The 15,731-nt window shown below is 60.1% G+C and carries 15 protein-coding genes; 9 read left to right on the top strand and 6 right to left on the bottom strand.

All coding sequences use genetic code 11. The features are described 5' to 3' along the window. Positions 1-176: 176 nt before the first annotated feature. Both PMI27_RS15200 and PMI27_RS15205 read left to right on the top strand, forming a co-directional pair. Positions 177-1,643, top strand: a complete 1,467-nt coding sequence (locus tag PMI27_RS15200) for a purine-cytosine permease family protein (RefSeq protein ID WP_008152290.1) — start codon at positions 177-179, stop codon at positions 1,641-1,643. Further along, complete coding sequence (locus PMI27_RS15205) at positions 1,636-2,565, top strand: PfkB family carbohydrate kinase (RefSeq protein WP_008152288.1); 930 nt, start codon at positions 1,636-1,638, stop codon at positions 2,563-2,565. The genes PMI27_RS15200 and PMI27_RS15205 overlap by 8 nt, the downstream gene beginning before the upstream one ends. 115 nt (positions 2,566-2,680) lie before the next feature. Here the strand turns inward: PMI27_RS15205 and PMI27_RS15210 are convergent, their stop codons facing one another. The 4 genes from PMI27_RS15210 to PMI27_RS15225 form a co-directional block, all read right to left on the bottom strand. After that, the gene (locus PMI27_RS15210; RefSeq protein ID WP_008152286.1) at positions 2,681-3,061 is read right to left on the bottom strand and encodes a Rho termination factor N-terminal domain-containing protein; all 381 of its coding nucleotides are present in this window, start codon (positions 3,059-3,061) and stop codon (positions 2,681-2,683) included. A gap of 105 nt (positions 3,062-3,166) precedes the next feature. After that, positions 3,167-3,421, bottom strand: a complete 255-nt coding sequence (locus PMI27_RS15215; RefSeq protein ID WP_008152285.1) for a hypothetical protein — start codon at positions 3,419-3,421, stop codon at positions 3,167-3,169. A 45-nt stretch (positions 3,422-3,466) separates the two neighbouring features. Next, positions 3,467-4,729: an MFS transporter gene (locus tag PMI27_RS15220; protein WP_008152283.1), complete on the bottom strand. Its 1,263-nt coding sequence runs from the start codon at positions 4,727-4,729 to the stop codon at positions 3,467-3,469. A 112-nt stretch (positions 4,730-4,841) separates the two neighbouring features. Further along, complete coding sequence (locus PMI27_RS15225; RefSeq protein WP_008152280.1) at positions 4,842-5,495, bottom strand: HD domain-containing protein; 654 nt, start codon at positions 5,493-5,495, stop codon at positions 4,842-4,844. Between the two features lie 142 nt (positions 5,496-5,637). Between PMI27_RS15225 and PMI27_RS15230 the strand changes: the two genes are divergently transcribed. The 6 genes from PMI27_RS15230 (at position 5,638) to PMI27_RS15255 (ending at position 11,515) form a co-directional block, all read left to right on the top strand. Further along, positions 5,638-6,117, top strand: coding sequence for a GNAT family N-acetyltransferase (locus PMI27_RS15230; protein ID WP_008152279.1), 480 nt, complete (start codon positions 5,638-5,640; stop codon positions 6,115-6,117). A gap of 192 nt (positions 6,118-6,309) precedes the next feature. Further along, positions 6,310-7,302 carry a 2-dehydro-3-deoxygalactonokinase gene (locus PMI27_RS15235; protein ID WP_008152277.1) on the top strand — a complete coding sequence of 331 codons (993 nt, stop codon included), beginning with the start codon at positions 6,310-6,312 and terminating at the stop codon, positions 7,300-7,302. Positions 7,303-7,321: 19 nt separating this feature from the next. After that, on the top strand, positions 7,322-7,942 hold the full coding sequence (locus PMI27_RS15240) for a 2-dehydro-3-deoxy-6-phosphogalactonate aldolase (RefSeq protein ID WP_008152276.1): 621 nt from the start codon (positions 7,322-7,324) through the stop codon (positions 7,940-7,942). Positions 7,943-8,004: 62 nt separating this feature from the next. After that, positions 8,005-9,153 (top strand): galactonate dehydratase, encoded by a 1,149-nt coding sequence (gene dgoD / locus PMI27_RS15245; protein ID WP_008152275.1) that lies wholly within the window; start codon positions 8,005-8,007, stop codon positions 9,151-9,153. Between the two features lie 187 nt (positions 9,154-9,340). Then, the gene (locus PMI27_RS15250) at positions 9,341-10,651 is read left to right on the top strand and encodes an MFS transporter (RefSeq protein WP_008152272.1); all 1,311 of its coding nucleotides are present in this window, start codon (positions 9,341-9,343) and stop codon (positions 10,649-10,651) included. Between the two features lie 60 nt (positions 10,652-10,711). Further along, on the top strand, positions 10,712-11,515 hold the full coding sequence (locus tag PMI27_RS15255; protein WP_008152270.1) for an IclR family transcriptional regulator: 804 nt from the start codon (positions 10,712-10,714) through the stop codon (positions 11,513-11,515). Here the strand turns inward: PMI27_RS15255 and PMI27_RS15260 are convergent. Continuing rightward, positions 11,512-12,564 carry an NAD(P)-dependent alcohol dehydrogenase gene (locus PMI27_RS15260; RefSeq protein WP_008152269.1) on the bottom strand — a complete coding sequence of 351 codons (1,053 nt, stop codon included), beginning with the start codon at positions 12,562-12,564 and terminating at the stop codon, positions 11,512-11,514. The genes PMI27_RS15255 and PMI27_RS15260 overlap by 4 nt on opposite strands. Before the next feature lie 190 nt (positions 12,565-12,754). Between PMI27_RS15260 and PMI27_RS15265 the strand changes: the two genes are divergently transcribed. Then, positions 12,755-13,645 (top strand): AraC family transcriptional regulator, encoded by an 891-nt coding sequence (locus tag PMI27_RS15265; protein ID WP_008152267.1) that lies wholly within the window; start codon positions 12,755-12,757, stop codon positions 13,643-13,645. Between the two features lie 164 nt (positions 13,646-13,809). On the opposite strand, the gene PMI27_RS15270 is transcribed toward PMI27_RS15265, so the two are convergent. Then, positions 13,810-15,474, bottom strand: coding sequence for an electron transfer flavoprotein-ubiquinone oxidoreductase (locus tag PMI27_RS15270; RefSeq protein WP_008152265.1), 1,665 nt, complete (start codon positions 15,472-15,474; stop codon positions 13,810-13,812). Between the last annotated feature and the right edge of the window lie 257 nt (positions 15,475-15,731).

Here is a 15,731-nt window from a genome sequence, read left to right as displayed (position 1 = left end):
GGAATCCATGTCGTTCACAGATCCAGTGTGGGAGCGGGCTTGCTCGCGAAGGGCGCGCCGCCTACTTGATTTGATAACCCGCAACGGAAAGCACAAACACGGCCAGGACCGCCGGGATGTTATGTCGACTTCCGCAATTGCCCACAACCACAACAAAGGCAACAGGAGCATTTCACATGAGTTCATCAAACGCCGGGCAAAGCGCCGGGCAACTGGAAACCCGAGGCATCGAGCCCGTGCCGGAAGCGGAGTGCAACGGTCATCCGCTGCAGCTGTTCTGGGTCTGGTTTGCTGCCAACATCTCCATCCTCGGCCTGCCGCTGGGCGCGACCCTTGTAGCCTTTCGCGGCTTGGCGATCTGGCAGGCGATCATCGTCGCCATCCTGGGTGCTGCCGGCTCCTTCGCAGTGGTCGGGATCATTTCCATTGCCGGTCGCCGTGGTCGCGCCCCGAGCCTGACGTTGTCGCGAGCGATCTTCGGTGTACGCGGCAACATCGGCCCGACCCTGGTCTCGCTGATGTCGCGTCTGGGCTGGGAAACCGTCAACACCACCACCGCCGCGTTCGTGTTGTTGTCGCTGTGCTCGATCTTGTTCGGCTCGCCGGTGGAAGCCAAAAGCGCACCCGTGCTGACGTTGATCTTCATTGCGATTTTCGTGCTGCTGACCCTGTCGGTGTCGGGTCTCGGTCACGCCACCTTGCTGGTGATCCAGAAGTGGGCCACCTACGTGTTCGGTGCGCTGAACATTCTGGTCGGCGGTTTCCTCTGCGCCACCATCGATTGGAGCGCGGTGTTCAACGCCACGCCGGCGCCGCTTAGCGCGATGATCATCGGCGTCGGCACCATGGCCGCGGGCACCGGGATTGGTTGGGCCAACGCCGGTGCCGACATGTCGCGCTACCAGCACCGCAGCGTCAAAGCCGCACGCCTGGTGGCGTCGGCGGCGTTTGGTGCGGGGATTCCACTGGTGCTGCTGATCACCCTCGGCGGCTTGCTGTCAGTGGGCAACAACGACCTGGCCTCGGCCACCGACCCGATCATCGCGATCCGAGACATGCTGCCGACCTGGATGGCCGTGCCGTACCTGATCACCGCGTTCGGTGGGCTGCTGCTGTCGAACAATCTGTCGGTGTACTCCGCCGGTTTGACCACGCTGACACTCGGCTTGAAGGTCAAACGCGTCTACGCGGTGGTGGTGGACATCGTCGCGATCTTCGCCGGTTCGATCTATTTCATGCTGATCGCCGACAGTTTCTACGGCCCGTTCATTACCTTCATTTCGCTGCTGGCGGTGCCGATCACTGCGTGGGTCGGGATCTTCGTTGTTGACCTGATCCATCGTCATTACTACAGCCCCAAAGACCTGCTGGACGTCAGCCCGAGCAGCGCTTACTGGTACAGCGGCGGTGTCGAGTGGCGCGCCTTCGGTGCGTGGGCGTTGGCGATCGTGCTGGGCTTCAGCTTCACCACCATCGGCACGACCGAACAAACCGTGTGGTTCCGCGGCTTCCTGTCCGACTCCTGGCTGGGTCATAACGGCCTCGGCTGGATCGTGACGTTCCTGGTGGCGGGCGGGATTTATTTTGTACTCGGTGGCGCCAAGGATCGCCGCGCCGCGTTGACCGAGAACGCTCATGCCTAGATTGCTGCACACCGGCCAGGTCATGATCGACCTGGTCATGGCCGTGAACAAACTGCCGCATTCGGGCGGTGACGTGCTGGCGCAATCCGCCAGTTTCGAGGCTGGCGGCGGCTTCAATGTGATGGCTGCCGCCCAGCGCAATGGTTTGCCGGTGGTTTACCTCGGGCGCCACGGCACTGGGCGTTTCGGTGATCTTGCCCGTGAAGCGATGAACGCTGAAGGCATTCGGATTGGCATCACTCGTCGTGCCGAACGGGATACGGGATTGTGCGTCGCGTTGACCGAGGCGTCGGCCGAGCGCAGTTTCATTTCCTATATCGGTGCCGAAGGTGAGCTGACGGCCGAGGACTTGGCCAGCGTGCCGGCCGAGGCGGGTGACTATGTCTACGTCAGCGGCTACAGCCTGCTGCATGGTGGCAAAGCCCAGGCGCTGGTGGATTGGGTGGTGGATTTGCCGCGAGGAATCAACGTGGTGTTCGATCCTGGCCCGCTGGTGGATTCGCCGGATGAGCCGTTGATGCAAGCCTTGCTGGCGCGCATCGATTTGTGGACCAGCAACAGCGTCGAGGCGCTGAAGTTTACCGGTGCGACGGACATTGCCGAGGCATTGAACCGGTTGGCCGATCATCTGCCGGCCGATGTGTTGATGGTGGTGCGTGACGGCCCGCAGGGGTGCTGGATCAGCCAGCGTGGAGACCTTCGGCATGTGCCGGGTTTCAAGGTTGAGGCGGTGGACAGTAATGGCGCGGGGGATGCGCATGCCGGGGTGTTTGTGGCCGGGTTGGCGCAAGGATTGTCGGCGAGTGAGGCGGCGCGGCGGGCTAATGCGGCGGCTGCGTTGGCGGTGACTCGATGGGGGCCGGCGACTTCGCCGGGAACGGCTGAGGTGGATGATTTGATCCGCAAGAGCTGCGGCGCCTGATCGGCCGCCATCGCGAGCAGGCTCGCTCCCACAGGGGATTTGTGTCGTTCACAGATCCAGTGTGGGAGTAAGCCTGCTCGCGATGGGGCCATCAAATTCAACACAAATCCTGGCCTTACCCAACCTTGCGCAACGCCTCGATCAACTCCTGCTTGCGCATGCCCGACCGTCCCGGAATCTTCTTCGCCCGGGCTTCTTTCATCAAACTGTCGACGGTCTGGGTTTCACGCGAAGCCTTGCTGTTACGCGAATGACCTTCACGGCTGGCCACCGCACGACGAGCTGATTCCTTGCGATCTTCGGCCTTGGCACTCGCCGGTTTCTTGCGTCCGGAACCACCTTTGCGCTCACCGCCACCCGACTGCTTGTTGACGGTCGCCCAGGCCCGAGCTTCGGCCTCTTCTTTCGAGACACCCTTGTGCTCGTAGCTCTCTTCGATGTGTTCGGCCTTGCGTTTCTGCTCGGCGGTGTACTTGTCTTTGCTTCCACGAGGCATGGGATTTCTCCTTCTGCTCGTAGGAGCTGCCGCAGGCTGCGATCTTTTGCTTTGAATGCTTGAAGATCAAAAGATCGCAGGCTTCGCCAGCTCCTACATCCGCTGTTAAACGTCCAGCTTGCGCGCCGCCTCAACCCCTGCGGCACTGAGTTTGATCGGCAAGTTCAACGAGTGCTCACCGGCCTCGTTGCAGGTCACATGACCATGCTGGATCAATCCACGATCCTGCAGCGTGGCAAGGGTGCTGGCCACGACTCTCTCCCCCCGGTAATTGTCCAGGACCTCTTTGCCCAAACCGCTTGGATGGGCATGTAGCAGACGGGTCAGGACTTCTTTCTCAAGGTTGTTATCGACGTCCATGGTTACCTCTTCATGGGTGTGGACAGGTCCATTTAATTAGACTCCTTATCTGATATTGGTCCGCCCCCGATTTGGATTGGTGCCTGATGAACGACGAATGGTCCAGGCCTGCTGCAACGCTTTGTGGGTAACGGCTCGACGCCAGACCAGCCGGCCGACGCTGATCAGCCAATTCAGTACCGCAACCGCCAATACCGTGAGCAACAGCGTCGCCATCCCCTGTTCCACGATGATTTTCCCGGCCAGCAACGGAAAACCGAACACGCCGATAAAGTAGGACAGGCTGAACAGCAGCAAGGACTGCGCGGTGGTGCCGTTCGGCGCCTCGTTGGCCGCCAGGCCGTTGATCACCGAATAGGTCAGCCCGTAACCGACCCCGAGCATCACCGCCGCCAGCACGTAGCTGAACCCGTCGTCGACGACAAACCCGAACATCAGGATCGAGCCCATCATCAAGCCCGACAGCAGGCAGGACGCCCGGAACGGGTCGCGCTTGACCACGAAACCGGCGATCAGCATGCGGCTGCTGATCGCTGCGCTCATGAAACCGAGGAAGAACAGTGAATAGTCGAGTGAACGCGCCGCCGCGTAGCTGGTTTGAAAACTCGACAGACCGCCGAAAACGCAACCACCAAGCCCGACCATGATGATCGGGAATACCGCTCTGGACGACAGCACTTGCGCCGCTGCACGCCAGGAAATTCTCGACACCGCTGCCGAGTGGGCGGGCGCTTTTTTCAGCTGCGAATCCAGCCGCCAGAACAGCAACACGCCGATCAGGCTGGCCAGCGCCGCAAGGTAAAACGCCGCGGTGACCGGATAGCCGAGGGCACTGGCAGCGCGGCCTAACAAGGGACCGCTGCCGATCCCGGTCATCATGCTGCCCGACAACAGCGCAAAGTATTTCGCGCGTTGGGCAGGCGTTACCAGACTCGCCACGATGATCGGCCCTAGGGTGTAGAACACGCCCCAACCCAGCCCCAGCAAGAGTCCGAAAAACAACAGCAAATTGCCGAAGCCTGGTGCCAAGGCGAAACCCAGGCTGGCGGCCACCAGCAGAATGCCGAACAGCGCAATCGAGCGCGCCGCGCCGAGCAAATCGGACAAGTGCCCGGAGACGATCACCGCTGCAAACGTACTGAGCATCGCCGCCGAAATCACACTGCCGGCATCGTGCTCGTTACCGCCGCGGGAACCGATCAACAGCGACAGCAAAAAGGTCGAGCCATAGGACAGCGACAGCAAATAGCTGGCCAGGCAAAACAGGCCGAACAACCTGCTTGAGACGTGGGGTGTTGCGCTAGGCATGACGCGGTTCCTTGACCCGATAGAAGAGAGCTTCATCTATCTATCACGCAAGGCGTCGATGTTAGGTCTGAGGTTATTGATTTCAGGGTTAGCGCTGGCCGGAGTAATGCGTTTAGCAGACGCCTATTTCTTCCTTGAACAGCTCCATGAAGCCCTTCAGGCGCTCGTGACGAATCCGCGCCAGACGTTGGCCGGTGGTCGTCTGGAATCCATCCGCCAGGTGCAGCAGCTTGGTCTGGAAATGGTCGAGGCAAAAACGTTTGTCATCGTATTCCCGTGCCTTCGCCTCGGGATCCTCTGGGTCGTACAACGCGCTGCCCATACGTCCGGCGATGTAAAAGGTCCGCGCCACACCGAGCATGCCGAGGGAATCGAGGCGGTCGGCGTCCTGCATGATTTTGGCTTCGAGCGTGGTTGGCGCGATGTTGGCGGAAAAACTGTGCGCTTCGATGGCATGGGCAACCGCGCTGACTTTTGCGTCTGGCCAGGCCATGTCCGCCAACAATTTCGATGCCTTCTCGGCAGCCAGCCGGGACGCCTGAGAACGCAACGGCGAGTTCTTCTCTACCGCCACGCAATCATGCAAAAGCACGGCCGCGAGCAGCACCTCAAGATCGCCACCTTCTTCAGCGTGAAGCGTGCGCACGTTGTGCCAGACCCGCTGCAAGTGCGACAGATCATGGGCACCATCTTCCGACGGTTCCAGCGCGTGGGGCAGCAGTTGCGCAGCGAGAAGTTGCAGTGGCGCGAAAGCATCAGTGTTCATAAACATCCTGTTAAGTGAAAGCGTCTTTGCAGCGACATAGCCCTGCTACACATGCTCCATGGATCAGCTTTGAATTTCCAGTGTGACGAGCGCTGCTTGCCGACTTAGTATGGCGTTTTCAACTTTTGACGAAGGCACGTCCATGACGATCGAGATCCGCCCGGCGACCCCGAGCGATGCACTGCAAATCCTCGGGTTCATCACCGAATTGGCCGACTACGAACGTGCCCGCCACGAAGTCATCGCCAGCGTCGCCGACATCGAGCGCAGCCTGTTCAGCGAAGGCGCCACCGCCCACGGCCTGATCTGTTTGCGCGACGGCTTGCCGATTGGCTTCGCGGTGTTCTTCTTCAGTTATTCCACGTGGCTTGGCAGCAACTGCCTGTACCTCGAAGACCTCTACATCACCCCCGATCAGCGTGGTGGCGGCGCCGGTAAAACCTTGCTGCGCCACTTGGCGAAAATCGCCTGCGCCAATGATTGCGGTCGATTTGAGTGGAGCGTGCTGGACTGGAACAAACCGGCGATCGAGTTCTACAAATCCTTGGGTGCGCAGCCGCAGGAAGAGTGGGTGCGGTATCGGATGGATGGGGCTGTGTTGCGGGAGTTTGCCGAGGGCTAGATCGCAACCAGCCTCTACTAAAGATCGCAGCCTTCGGCAGCTCCTACACCTATCCGTAGGAGCTGCCGAAGGCTGCGATCTTTTTTTGACTTCATCTCAATATATGGGATCTATATTTATATATTGAGATTTTACTGCGTCCGGGTTTATAGTCCAGCTCACTCACTGCCAATAAACAAAACAGGTGAAGCGATGCTGGCGCAATTGATCGCGCTCGATTGGGGGACAACCTCATTACGTGCTTACAAACTCGCCGCGGGTGGCCAGGTGCTCGAACAGCGTTCGCTGTCGTCGGGGATCATGCAGCTGCCCAGGACGCCGCGAATGATCGCGGGTCAGGAATGTACCGACGGTTTTGAACTGGCCTTCGATGAGGCCTGCGGTGACTGGCTCGACGCGCAGCCCGATTTGCCGGTGATTGCTTGCGGCATGGTCGGCAGCGCCCAAGGCTGGCGTGAAGCGGCTTACCGCGATACGCCGGCGAACGTCGCCAATCTCGGAATCTCCCTACAAACGGTTCGCAGTCTTCGCGGTGTCGATGTGCACATCGTGCCGGGCGTGATTCAGCGGTCTCGTTTGCCGAACGTGATGCGCGGCGAAGAAACCCAAGTGCTCGGCGTTCTGCACAATCTGCCGGGTGAGGCGGGCAACGATCTGTTGATCGGCCTGCCGGGCAGTCATTCGAAATGGGTGGAAGTGGCCGACGGCTGCATCGTGCATTTCGATACCTTCATGACCGGCGAAGTCTTTGCCGTGCTCAGCGAACACAGCATTTTGGGGCGCACCCAGCAAAAGGGCGCGACCTTCGATGGCCAAGCCTTTGATCGTGGTGTGCAGGTGGCCCTGTCGGCGGATGGCGAGATCGGGCCGTTGTCGACATTGTTCAGTGCCCGCAGCCTCGGGTTGACTGGCGAGCTCAGCGCCACCGCTCAACCGGATTACTTGTCCGGTCTGTTGATCGGCCATGAACTGTCAGCGTTGGCGACTGTTCAGCGACGCCGACGCAACAGCGTTCATCTGCCTTCGATCGTCCTCATCGGTAATGCCCAACTCTGTGCCCGCTACAGCCGGGCGCTCGACGCCTGTGGTTTTGCCCGGGTGACCCTGGCCGAGCAGGCCACCGAACGCGGCTTGTGGCAGTTGGCGGTTGCCGCCGGACTGATCACACCCAACTCATCCCGTTAAACCTGACTGGAGGTCTGACATGCTCAAGCAAGCATTGGCGCAAAACGGTCTGATCGCGATTTTGCGTGGCCTGCGCCCGCAAGAAGCGGCAGCCATCGGCGAAGTCCTTTACGCCGCCGGATTTCGCGTCATCGAAGTGCCGCTCAATTCCCCTGAGCCGTACGAAAGTATCCGCATCCTGCGCAGTACCTTGCCCGCCGATTGCCTGATCGGTGCCGGCACAGTGTTGACGCCGGAGCAGGTCGAGCAAGTGAAAGCGGCGGGCGGTCAGGTGATCGTCATGCCGCACAGTGATGCCAAGGTGTTGCGCGCAGCGAAAGCGGCGGGGTTGTTCCTGTCGCCGGGTGTGGCGACGCCGACTGAAGCCTTTGCGGCATTGGCCGAGGGGGCGGACGTGCTGAAGATGTTCCCGGCCGAGCAGATGGGCCCGGCAGTCGTCAAAGCCTGGCTCGCGGTGCTGCCTGCGGGAACGATTCTGGCGCCGGTCGGTGGGATCACGCCGGACAACATGCAGGTGTTTATCGACGCGGGCGTCAAAGGTTTCGGCCTCGGTTCCGGGTTGTTCAAACCGGGCATGACACCTGAGGAAGTGGCCGTAAACGCCAAGGCATATGTCGCTGTATGGAACGCTCTGCGTTAAGACTTTTTGGCGCCGAGCGCGCTACATCTATAAGAGCTGCATTTATAAAAAGAGAGCACAAGATGAAAATCACCAAACTGACCACCTTCATCGTTCCGCCGCGCTGGTGCTTCCTCAAGGTCGAAACCGACGAGGGCGTGACCGGTTGGGGCGAGCCCGTGGTCGAAGGCCGCGCTCACACCGTTGCTGCCGCCGTTGAAGAATTGTCCGACTACCTGATCGGCAAAGACCCACGCAACATCGAAGACATCTGGACCGTGCTTTACCGCGGCGGCTTCTACCGGGGCGGCGCGATCCACATGAGTGCGCTGGCCGGTATCGACCAGGCGTTGTGGGACATCAAGGGCAAAGCGCTGGGTGTGTCGGTCAGCGATCTGCTCGGTGGGCAGGTGCGGGACAAGATTCGCGTCTATTCGTGGATTGGCGGCGACCGGCCAGCGGACACGGCTCGCGCCGCGAAAGAGGCGGTCGAGCGTGGTTTCACTGCGGTGAAAATGAATGGCACCGAAGAGCTGCAATTCCTCGATTCCTTCGAAAAAGTCGACCTGGCCCTGGCCAACGTCGCTGCCGTGCGTGATGCGGTGGGCCCGAACGTCGGCATCGGCGTCGACTTCCATGGTCGGGTGCACAAGCCCATGGCCAAGGTGCTGATGAAGGAACTCGATCCGTACAAACTGATGTTCATCGAAGAGCCGGTGCTCAGCGAAAACTACGAAGCGCTGAAAGAACTGGCGCCGCTGACCAGCACCCCGATTGCCCTCGGTGAGCGGCTGTTCTCGCGCTGGGATTTCAAGCGTGTGCTCAGCGAAGGTTACGTCGACATCATCCAGCCGGACGCGTCTCACGCCGGCGGCATCACCGAAACCCGCAAGATCGCCAACATGGCCGAAGCCTACGACGTGGCGCTGGCGCTGCATTGCCCGTTGGGCCCGATTGCACTGGCGGCGTGTTTGCAGCTGGATGCTGTTTGCTACAACGCGTTCATCCAGGAACAGAGCCTGGGCATTCATTACAACGAGAGCAATGACCTGCTGGATTACGTCAAGGATCCGCGGGTGTTCGACTACGACAAAGGCTTCGTGAAAATCCCCAATGGCCCGGGCCTGGGGATCGAGATCAACGAGGAATACGTCATCGAACGCGCGGCCGTCGGCCACCGCTGGCGCAACCCGATCTGGCGCCATGCCGATGGCAGTTTTGCTGAGTGGTGAGTGATCTCTAATCCACCCCAATCCCCTGTGGGAGCGAGCCTGCTCGCGATAGCAATCTATCGGCCAATATCGCAGTCGACTGAAATACCGCAATCGCGAGCAGGCTCACTCCCACAGTTTGATCTCCATGGTTAGCGAGATCTGCGTTTCACATCGACCTCAATAAACATAAGAAGAGGCATTCCTCATGCAACCGCAAACCCTCACCGGGCAGGCGTCGTTGGTGACGCCCAGTCGCAAGCGTTTTTTCATCATGGTGCTGCTGTTCATCACCGTGGTGATCAACTACCTGGACCGTAGCAACCTGTCCATCGCCGCCCCGGCACTCACCAGCGAACTGGGCATCGACCCGATCCACGTCGGGCTGATTTTCTCGGCATTCGGCTGGACCTACGCCGCCATGCAAATCCCCGGCGGCTGGCTGGTGGATCGGGTTCCACCGCGTATCCTCTACAGCGTCGCACTGCTGCTGTGGTCGATCGCCACCGTCATGCTCGGCTTCGCCGCCAGCTTCATCGCACTGTTCGTGTTGCGCATGGCAGTCGGTGCGCTGGAAGCGCCGGCGTACCCGATCAACAGCCGTGTGGTCACCACCTGGTTCCCCGAGCGCGAACGCGCCACGGCCATCGGTTTCTATACCTCCGGGCAATTCGTCGGCCTGGCGTTCCTGACGCCGGTATTGGCCTGGCTGCAGCATCAATATGGCTGGCACATGGTGTTTGTCAGCACCGGTGCGGTGGGCATTCTCTGGGCCGTGATCTGGTACGCGGTGTATCGCGAGCCACGGGATTTCAAAGGCGCCAATGACGCCGAAATCGACCTGATCCGCGAGGGCGGCGGGCTGGTGGATATCCAGGCTGAACAAGCCAAAGTCAAAGCCAAATTCAGCTGGGTCGACCTCGGCATCGTTCTGACCAAGCGCAAGTTATGGGGCATCTACCTTGGCCAGTTCTGCCTCAACTCGACGTTGTGGTTTTTTCTGACATGGTTCCCGACCTACCTGGTGAAATATCGCGGCATGGACTTCATCAAGTCCGGCCTGTTGGCGTCGCTGCCGTTTCTCGCCGCCTTCGTCGGTGTGCTGTGTTCGGGGTTCTTTTCCGACTGGCTGATCCGCCGCGGCTACACCGTGGGTTTCGCCCGCAAGTTGCCGATCATTGGCGGCCTGCTGATTTCCACCTCGATCATCGGCGCCAACTTCGTCGAGTCGACACCGCTGGTGATTGCCTTCCTCGCGTTGGCGTTCTTCGGTAACGGGTTGGCTTCGATCACCTGGTCGCTGGTGTCAACGTTGGCCCCGGCGCGATTGCTCGGGTTAACCGGCGGGGTGTTCAATTTCATCGGCAACCTGTCGGCGATTACCACGCCGATCGTCATCGGTTTCCTGGCTACCGGTGATTCGTTCGCTCCCGCGATCACCTATATCTCGGTTCTGGCGTTGATTGGTGCGCTTTCCTACATCTTGCTGGTCGGCAAAGTCGAGCGTATCAAGTTGTAGTTGCGGCATGCGGGCGACCATAATGCCGCCCGTTCACTCGCTCAACGGTAAAGGCTGGATATGCAGGAAGACGCCCCAAAAATCGCCAAGGACGCCGCCCCGACCGGCACCCAGACACTGCTTCGTGGTTTGGGTGTGGTTCAGGCCGTGGCCAGTGGTGCCCGCGATCTCAAGGAGATCGCCCGGCTGATCGGCACGACGCGCAGCACCACTCATCGTCTGGCCAGTTGCCTGGTGGACGAGCGTTATCTGCGTGTGGTGCCGCAAGTCGGTTATCTGTTGGGGCCGAAGTTGATCGAGCTGGGCTTCCAGGCGCGTGAAGAATTGCCGCTGGTCACATTGGCCGGGCCTTATCTGGATGAGTTGTCGGCGTTGACCGGCGACACCATTCACCTGGCGATTCGTGAAGGTGACGAGGTGCTGTACCTGCACAAGAATCCGGGGCGCAATGGCCCGGAAATGCGTTCGCGGGTCGGCCATCGCATGCCGTTGGCGCGCACCGGGATCGGCAAGGCGCTGATGCTCGATGACACGCAGGAAGAATGGCAGCGGCTGTACGAAGTCAGCTTGCCGGCGGGTGGGAAAAATCAGTTCTGGCCGCAGCACCCGGAGCAGTCCTGGGAGCAGTTTCAGCAGCGCATGGTCGAGTATGTGGCGGGCGGTTATGCGTTCGATCTGGAAGACAACGAACCGTCGATCCGCTGCGTGGCGGCGCCGATCCGTGATGCCAGCAAGCGCATCGTTGCCGGCATCAGCATCGCCAGCACCGTGCCGTACATGCCGCTGGAGAAAATGGCCGAGCTGATTCCCCTGATCAAAGGGGTCACGGCTCGGCTTTCGGCGGAGCTTGGCGCTAAGGTTTAGACCTTCAGCGTTGCCATGTCGATCACGAAACGATACTTCACATCACCGGCGATCATGCGGGCGTAAGCCTCGTTGATCTGGCGGATGTCGAGCATTTCGATGTCGCAGGTGATGTTGTGTTCGGCGCAGAAGTCCAGCACTTCCTGGGTTTCTGCGATGCCGCCGATCAGCGAGCCGGCCAGCACACGACGGCCCAATACCAGTTTCGCAGCGTGGACCGGTGGGTCGATCGGTTCAATCAAGCCCACCAGAATGTGCACGCCGTCGAAACGCAACGTATCGAGGTAGGGATTGAGGTCGTGCTGCACCGGAATGGTGTCCAGCAGGAAGTCGAAATGTCCTGCGGCGGCCTTCATCTGTTCGGCATCGGTGGACACGATCACGTGGTCCGCACCCTGGCGACGACCTTCTTCAGCCTTGCTCGCCGAGCGAGTGAACAGCGTGACTTCGGCGCCCATCGCCTTGGCGAACTTGATGCCCATGTGGCCGAGGCCACCCATGCCGAGAATCCCGACCTTGTCACCCGCCTTCACACCATAGTGCTTGAGCGGTGAATAGGTGGTGATGCCGGCGCAGAGGATTGGCGCAGCGCTGGCCAGATCGAGTTTCTCGGGGATGCGCACCACGAAGTGTTCGCTGACCACGATGCTGTCGGAATAGCCGCCCATGGTGTTGCTGCCATCAACGCGATCCGGGGTGGCGTAGGTCATGGTCGGACCTTCGAGGCAGTATTGCTCGAGGTTCGATTGGCAGGCTTCGCAGCTGCGGCACGAATCGACCATGCAGCCGACACCGACCAGATCGCCGACTTTATGTTGGGTGACGTTCGCACCGACGGCGGTAACTTTGCCTACGATCTCGTGGCCGGGCATCAGTGGGTAAACGGCAATGCCCCACTCGTTGCGTGCTTGATGGATGTCGGAATGGCAGACGCCGCAGTAGAGAATATCGATCGCTACGTCGTCGGGCCGTGGGCTGCGGCGCTCGAATTTCACGGGGGCGAGGGGAGTGGTGGCCGACTGGGCGGCGTATCCGATGGCGGTGTACATGATGAACCTCGCAAAAGCTGTGACGGGTGAGGTGGCGCATTCTGGGCGCCGCACCGGCCACCGGCCATGGCGATTCCTCCGGGTGTCATGCCTAATCCTCCGGCATCAGCCTTCAATGGGTCGCATTGGCCATCAGACCTGCGATGATGCTTTCATCCCTATTTCCGCGACTTTTTTGTGAAGAGCCCTCATGTTGTTGACCCGTCATCTGGATGCCAATGCCACGCTGGTTTCGCTGATTCAGCCTTTGACTAATCGCGACGGTTTCGTTTCCACGGCGTTGCCGGGTGTGCAGGTTTTGCGGGCCAGTTGTGATGTGGCGCGTGGTCCGCAGATTTACGAGCCGAGTCTGGTCATCATCGCCCAGGGCAGCAAACTGGCGTATCTGGGGCCGCGTACGCTGGAGTACGGTGCCGGGCATTATTTGATTCAGGCATTGCCGGTGCCGTTTGAATGCGAGACGTTTTCAGCCCCCGATGGCCCGATGCTGGGTGTTTCCATCGCCATTGACCGGGTGTTGCTCGGTGAGTTGGTCTTGGCCATGGGGCTGGCGCCGGGGCGTAGTATTGCGGCGCAAACGCCAGCGTCCATGACCTCGGCGGTGCTCGACGATGCGATGCGTGGTTGTGTTGAACGGCTGCTGCGTTGCCTGCACGATCCGCTGGAATGCCAGGTCATGGGGCAGGCGCGGTTGCGTGAGTTGTTGTTCGTCGCCTTGCGCGGGCCGCAAGCCGATGTGCTGCGGGCGCTGGTCGAGCAGCAGGGGCAGTTCGCCCGGATCGCGGCGTCGCTCAGCCATCTGCATGCGCATTACACCGAGCCGCTGAACGTCGAAACCCTGGCCAGTTGCGCGAACATGAGTGCGTCGACCTTTCACGAGCATTTCAAACGCAGCACGTTGTTGTCGCCGGTGCAGTACTTGAAGCGCTTGCGCTTGCTCAAGGCGCAGACGTTGCTGGTGGCCGAAGGTTTGGGCGTGGCGCAGGTGGCGCATCGGGTCGGGTATCAAAGTACGTCGCAGTTCAGTCGCGAGTACAAGCGCTACTTCGAGCGTAATCCCGGTGACGAACGCGCTGCCTGATACACCACTGATCCCCTGTAGGAGCAAAGCTTGCTCGCGATAGCGGTTTATCATCCGACATCATCGTTGTTTGACACACCGCCATCGCGAGCAAGCTCGGCTCCTACAATTGCAGGCAACAAAAAGGCCCCCATTTCGGGAGCCTTGATGTTCAGGCATTCGACTTACATGTTCGGGTAGGTCGGGCCGCCAGAGCCTTCCGGCGCCACCCAGGTGATGTTCTGTGCAGGGTCCTTGATGTCGCAGGTCTTGCAGTGAACGCAGTTCTGGGCGTTGATCTGGAAGCGCTTCTCGCCGTCTTCCATGGTCACCACTTCGTACACGCCGGCCGGGCAGTAACGCTGGGCAGGCTCATCGTAGAGCGGCAGGTTCTTGGCGATCGGGATGCTCGGATCGGTCAGCTTCAGGTGGCACGGCTGCTCTTCTTCGTGGTTGGTACCCGAGATGAACACCGAGCTGAGTTTGTCGAAGCTGATCTTGCCGTCCGGTTTCGGGTAATCGATCTTCTTGCAGTCGGCCGCAAGCTTGAGGCAAGCGTAATCCGGCTTGGTGTCGTGCAAGGTGAACGGCAGTTTGCCGCCGAAGATGTTCTGGTCGAGCCAGTTGAAACCGCCGCCGACGATGGCGCCGAACTTGTGGATCGCCGGGCCGAAGTTGCGGCTGGCGAACAGTTCGTCGTAGAGCCAGCTCTTCTTGAACGCGTCGACGTAAGTGGTCAGCTCTTCGGTGCCGTCCTTTTCAGCGAACAGCGCCTCGGCCACGGATTCAGCGGCGAGCATGCCGGACTTCATCGCGGTGTGGCTGCCTTTGATCTTGGCGAAGTTCAGGGTGCCGAGGTCGCAACCGATCAGCGCGCCGCCCTTGAAGACCATTTTCGGCAGCGAGTTCAGGCCGCCTTTGCAGATGGCGCGAGCGCCGTAGCTGATGCGCTTGCCGCCTTCCAGGTACTGCTTGAGCACCGGGTGATGCTTGAGGCGCTGGAACTCGTCGAACGGCGACAGGAAGGTGTTGCTGTAGGAAAGATCGACGATCAGACCGACTACGACCTGGTTGTTTTCCAGGTGATAGAGGAACGAGCCACCGGTGTTCTCGGTGCCCATGATGTCCAGCGGCCAGCCGGCGGTGTGGACCACCAGGCCTGGTTGATGCTTGGCCGGGTCGATTTCCCAGATTTCTTTCAGGCCGATGCCGTAGTGCTGGGCGTCGGCATCGCTGTCGAGGTTGAAGCGCTTGATCAGTTGCTTGCCGATGTGGCCACGGCAACCTTCGGCGAACAGCGTGTACTTGCCACGCAGTTCCATGCCCGGGGTGTACAGGCCTTCTTTCGGGTTACCTTCGCGGTCAACGCCCAGGTCGCCGGTGATGATCCCGCGAACCACGCCGTTTTCGTCGAACAGTGCTTCCTGAGCGGCGAAGCCTGGATAAATCTCCACGCCCAGGTTCTCGGCCTGCTGGGCCAGCCAGCGGCACAGGTTGCCCAGGGAGATGATGTAGTTGCCTTCGTTGTGCATGGTCTTGGGCACAAAAAGGTCAGGAATCTTTTGCGCGCTGTCGGCGTTCTTGAGAACGAAGATGTCGTCGCGGGTGACTGGCGTATTCAGCGGGGCGCCGAGTTCTTTCCAGTCAGGGAACAATTCGTTCAGGGCGCGTGGTTCGAACACGGCGCCGGACAGGATGTGAGCACCGACTTCGGAGCCTTTTTCGACCACGCAGACGCTGATTTCCTTACCGGCTTCGGCGGCCTTCTGCTTCAATCGGCAGGCGGCGGAAAGACCAGCGGGGCCGGCACCGACGATGACCACGTCGAATTCCATGTATTCGCGTTCCACAGGTTATCTCCTACTCAAGGCTCAACAGTTTTTTTTTCTAATTGGAGGTTTGGTGTCGCATCCATGAATTCCTGCGCAATGCAGGAAGAGGACAATCGATGAGCCACCTTTCTCTCTAAGGTGGCGCATTATATCTACACCACTCCTAGCGTCCAATACAAACGTTTGTTTGAATCGGCTCAAAGCCAGAGAAATCAAAGTCACGCGGCTTATGACTGGCCATTTTGCCGTATTGACCGGAATAGGCGTTCCGGTCA

It is taken from the genome of Pseudomonas sp. GM41(2012), assembly GCF_000282315.2.
Taxonomy (GTDB): Bacteria; Pseudomonadota; Gammaproteobacteria; order Pseudomonadales; family Pseudomonadaceae; genus Aquipseudomonas.
The sequence above is the reverse complement of the archived record's forward strand: the minus strand, read 5'-3'. Positions and strand labels throughout refer to the sequence as shown.

What these genes read in the sequence shown, in the direction of transcription:
- PMI27_RS15200 (WP_008152290.1), top strand. Translation starts at nt 177, where the DNA reads ATGAGTTCATCAAACGCCGGGCAAAGCGCCGGGCAACTGGAAACCCGA.
- PMI27_RS15205 (WP_008152288.1), top strand. Translation starts at nt 1,636, where the DNA reads ATGCCTAGATTGCTGCACACCGGCCAGGTCATGATCGACCTGGTCATG.
- PMI27_RS15210 (WP_008152286.1), bottom strand. Translation starts at nt 3,061, where the DNA reads ATGCCTCGTGGAAGCAAAGACAAGTACACCGCCGAGCAGAAACGCAAG.
- PMI27_RS15215 (WP_008152285.1), bottom strand. Translation starts at nt 3,421, where the DNA reads ATGGACGTCGATAACAACCTTGAGAAAGAAGTCCTGACCCGTCTGCTA.
- PMI27_RS15220 (WP_008152283.1), bottom strand. Translation starts at nt 4,729, where the DNA reads ATGCCTAGCGCAACACCCCACGTCTCAAGCAGGTTGTTCGGCCTGTTT.
- PMI27_RS15225 (WP_008152280.1), bottom strand. Translation starts at nt 5,495, where the DNA reads ATGAACACTGATGCTTTCGCGCCACTGCAACTTCTCGCTGCGCAACTG.
- PMI27_RS15230 (WP_008152279.1), top strand. Translation starts at nt 5,638, where the DNA reads ATGACGATCGAGATCCGCCCGGCGACCCCGAGCGATGCACTGCAAATC.
- PMI27_RS15235 (WP_008152277.1), top strand. Translation starts at nt 6,310, where the DNA reads ATGCTGGCGCAATTGATCGCGCTCGATTGGGGGACAACCTCATTACGT.
- PMI27_RS15240 (WP_008152276.1), top strand. Translation starts at nt 7,322, where the DNA reads ATGCTCAAGCAAGCATTGGCGCAAAACGGTCTGATCGCGATTTTGCGT.
- dgoD (WP_008152275.1), top strand. Translation starts at nt 8,005, where the DNA reads ATGAAAATCACCAAACTGACCACCTTCATCGTTCCGCCGCGCTGGTGC.
- PMI27_RS15250 (WP_008152272.1), top strand. Translation starts at nt 9,341, where the DNA reads ATGCAACCGCAAACCCTCACCGGGCAGGCGTCGTTGGTGACGCCCAGT.
- PMI27_RS15255 (WP_008152270.1), top strand. Translation starts at nt 10,712, where the DNA reads ATGCAGGAAGACGCCCCAAAAATCGCCAAGGACGCCGCCCCGACCGGC.
- PMI27_RS15260 (WP_008152269.1), bottom strand. Translation starts at nt 12,564, where the DNA reads ATGTACACCGCCATCGGATACGCCGCCCAGTCGGCCACCACTCCCCTC.
- PMI27_RS15265 (WP_008152267.1), top strand. Translation starts at nt 12,755, where the DNA reads ATGTTGTTGACCCGTCATCTGGATGCCAATGCCACGCTGGTTTCGCTG.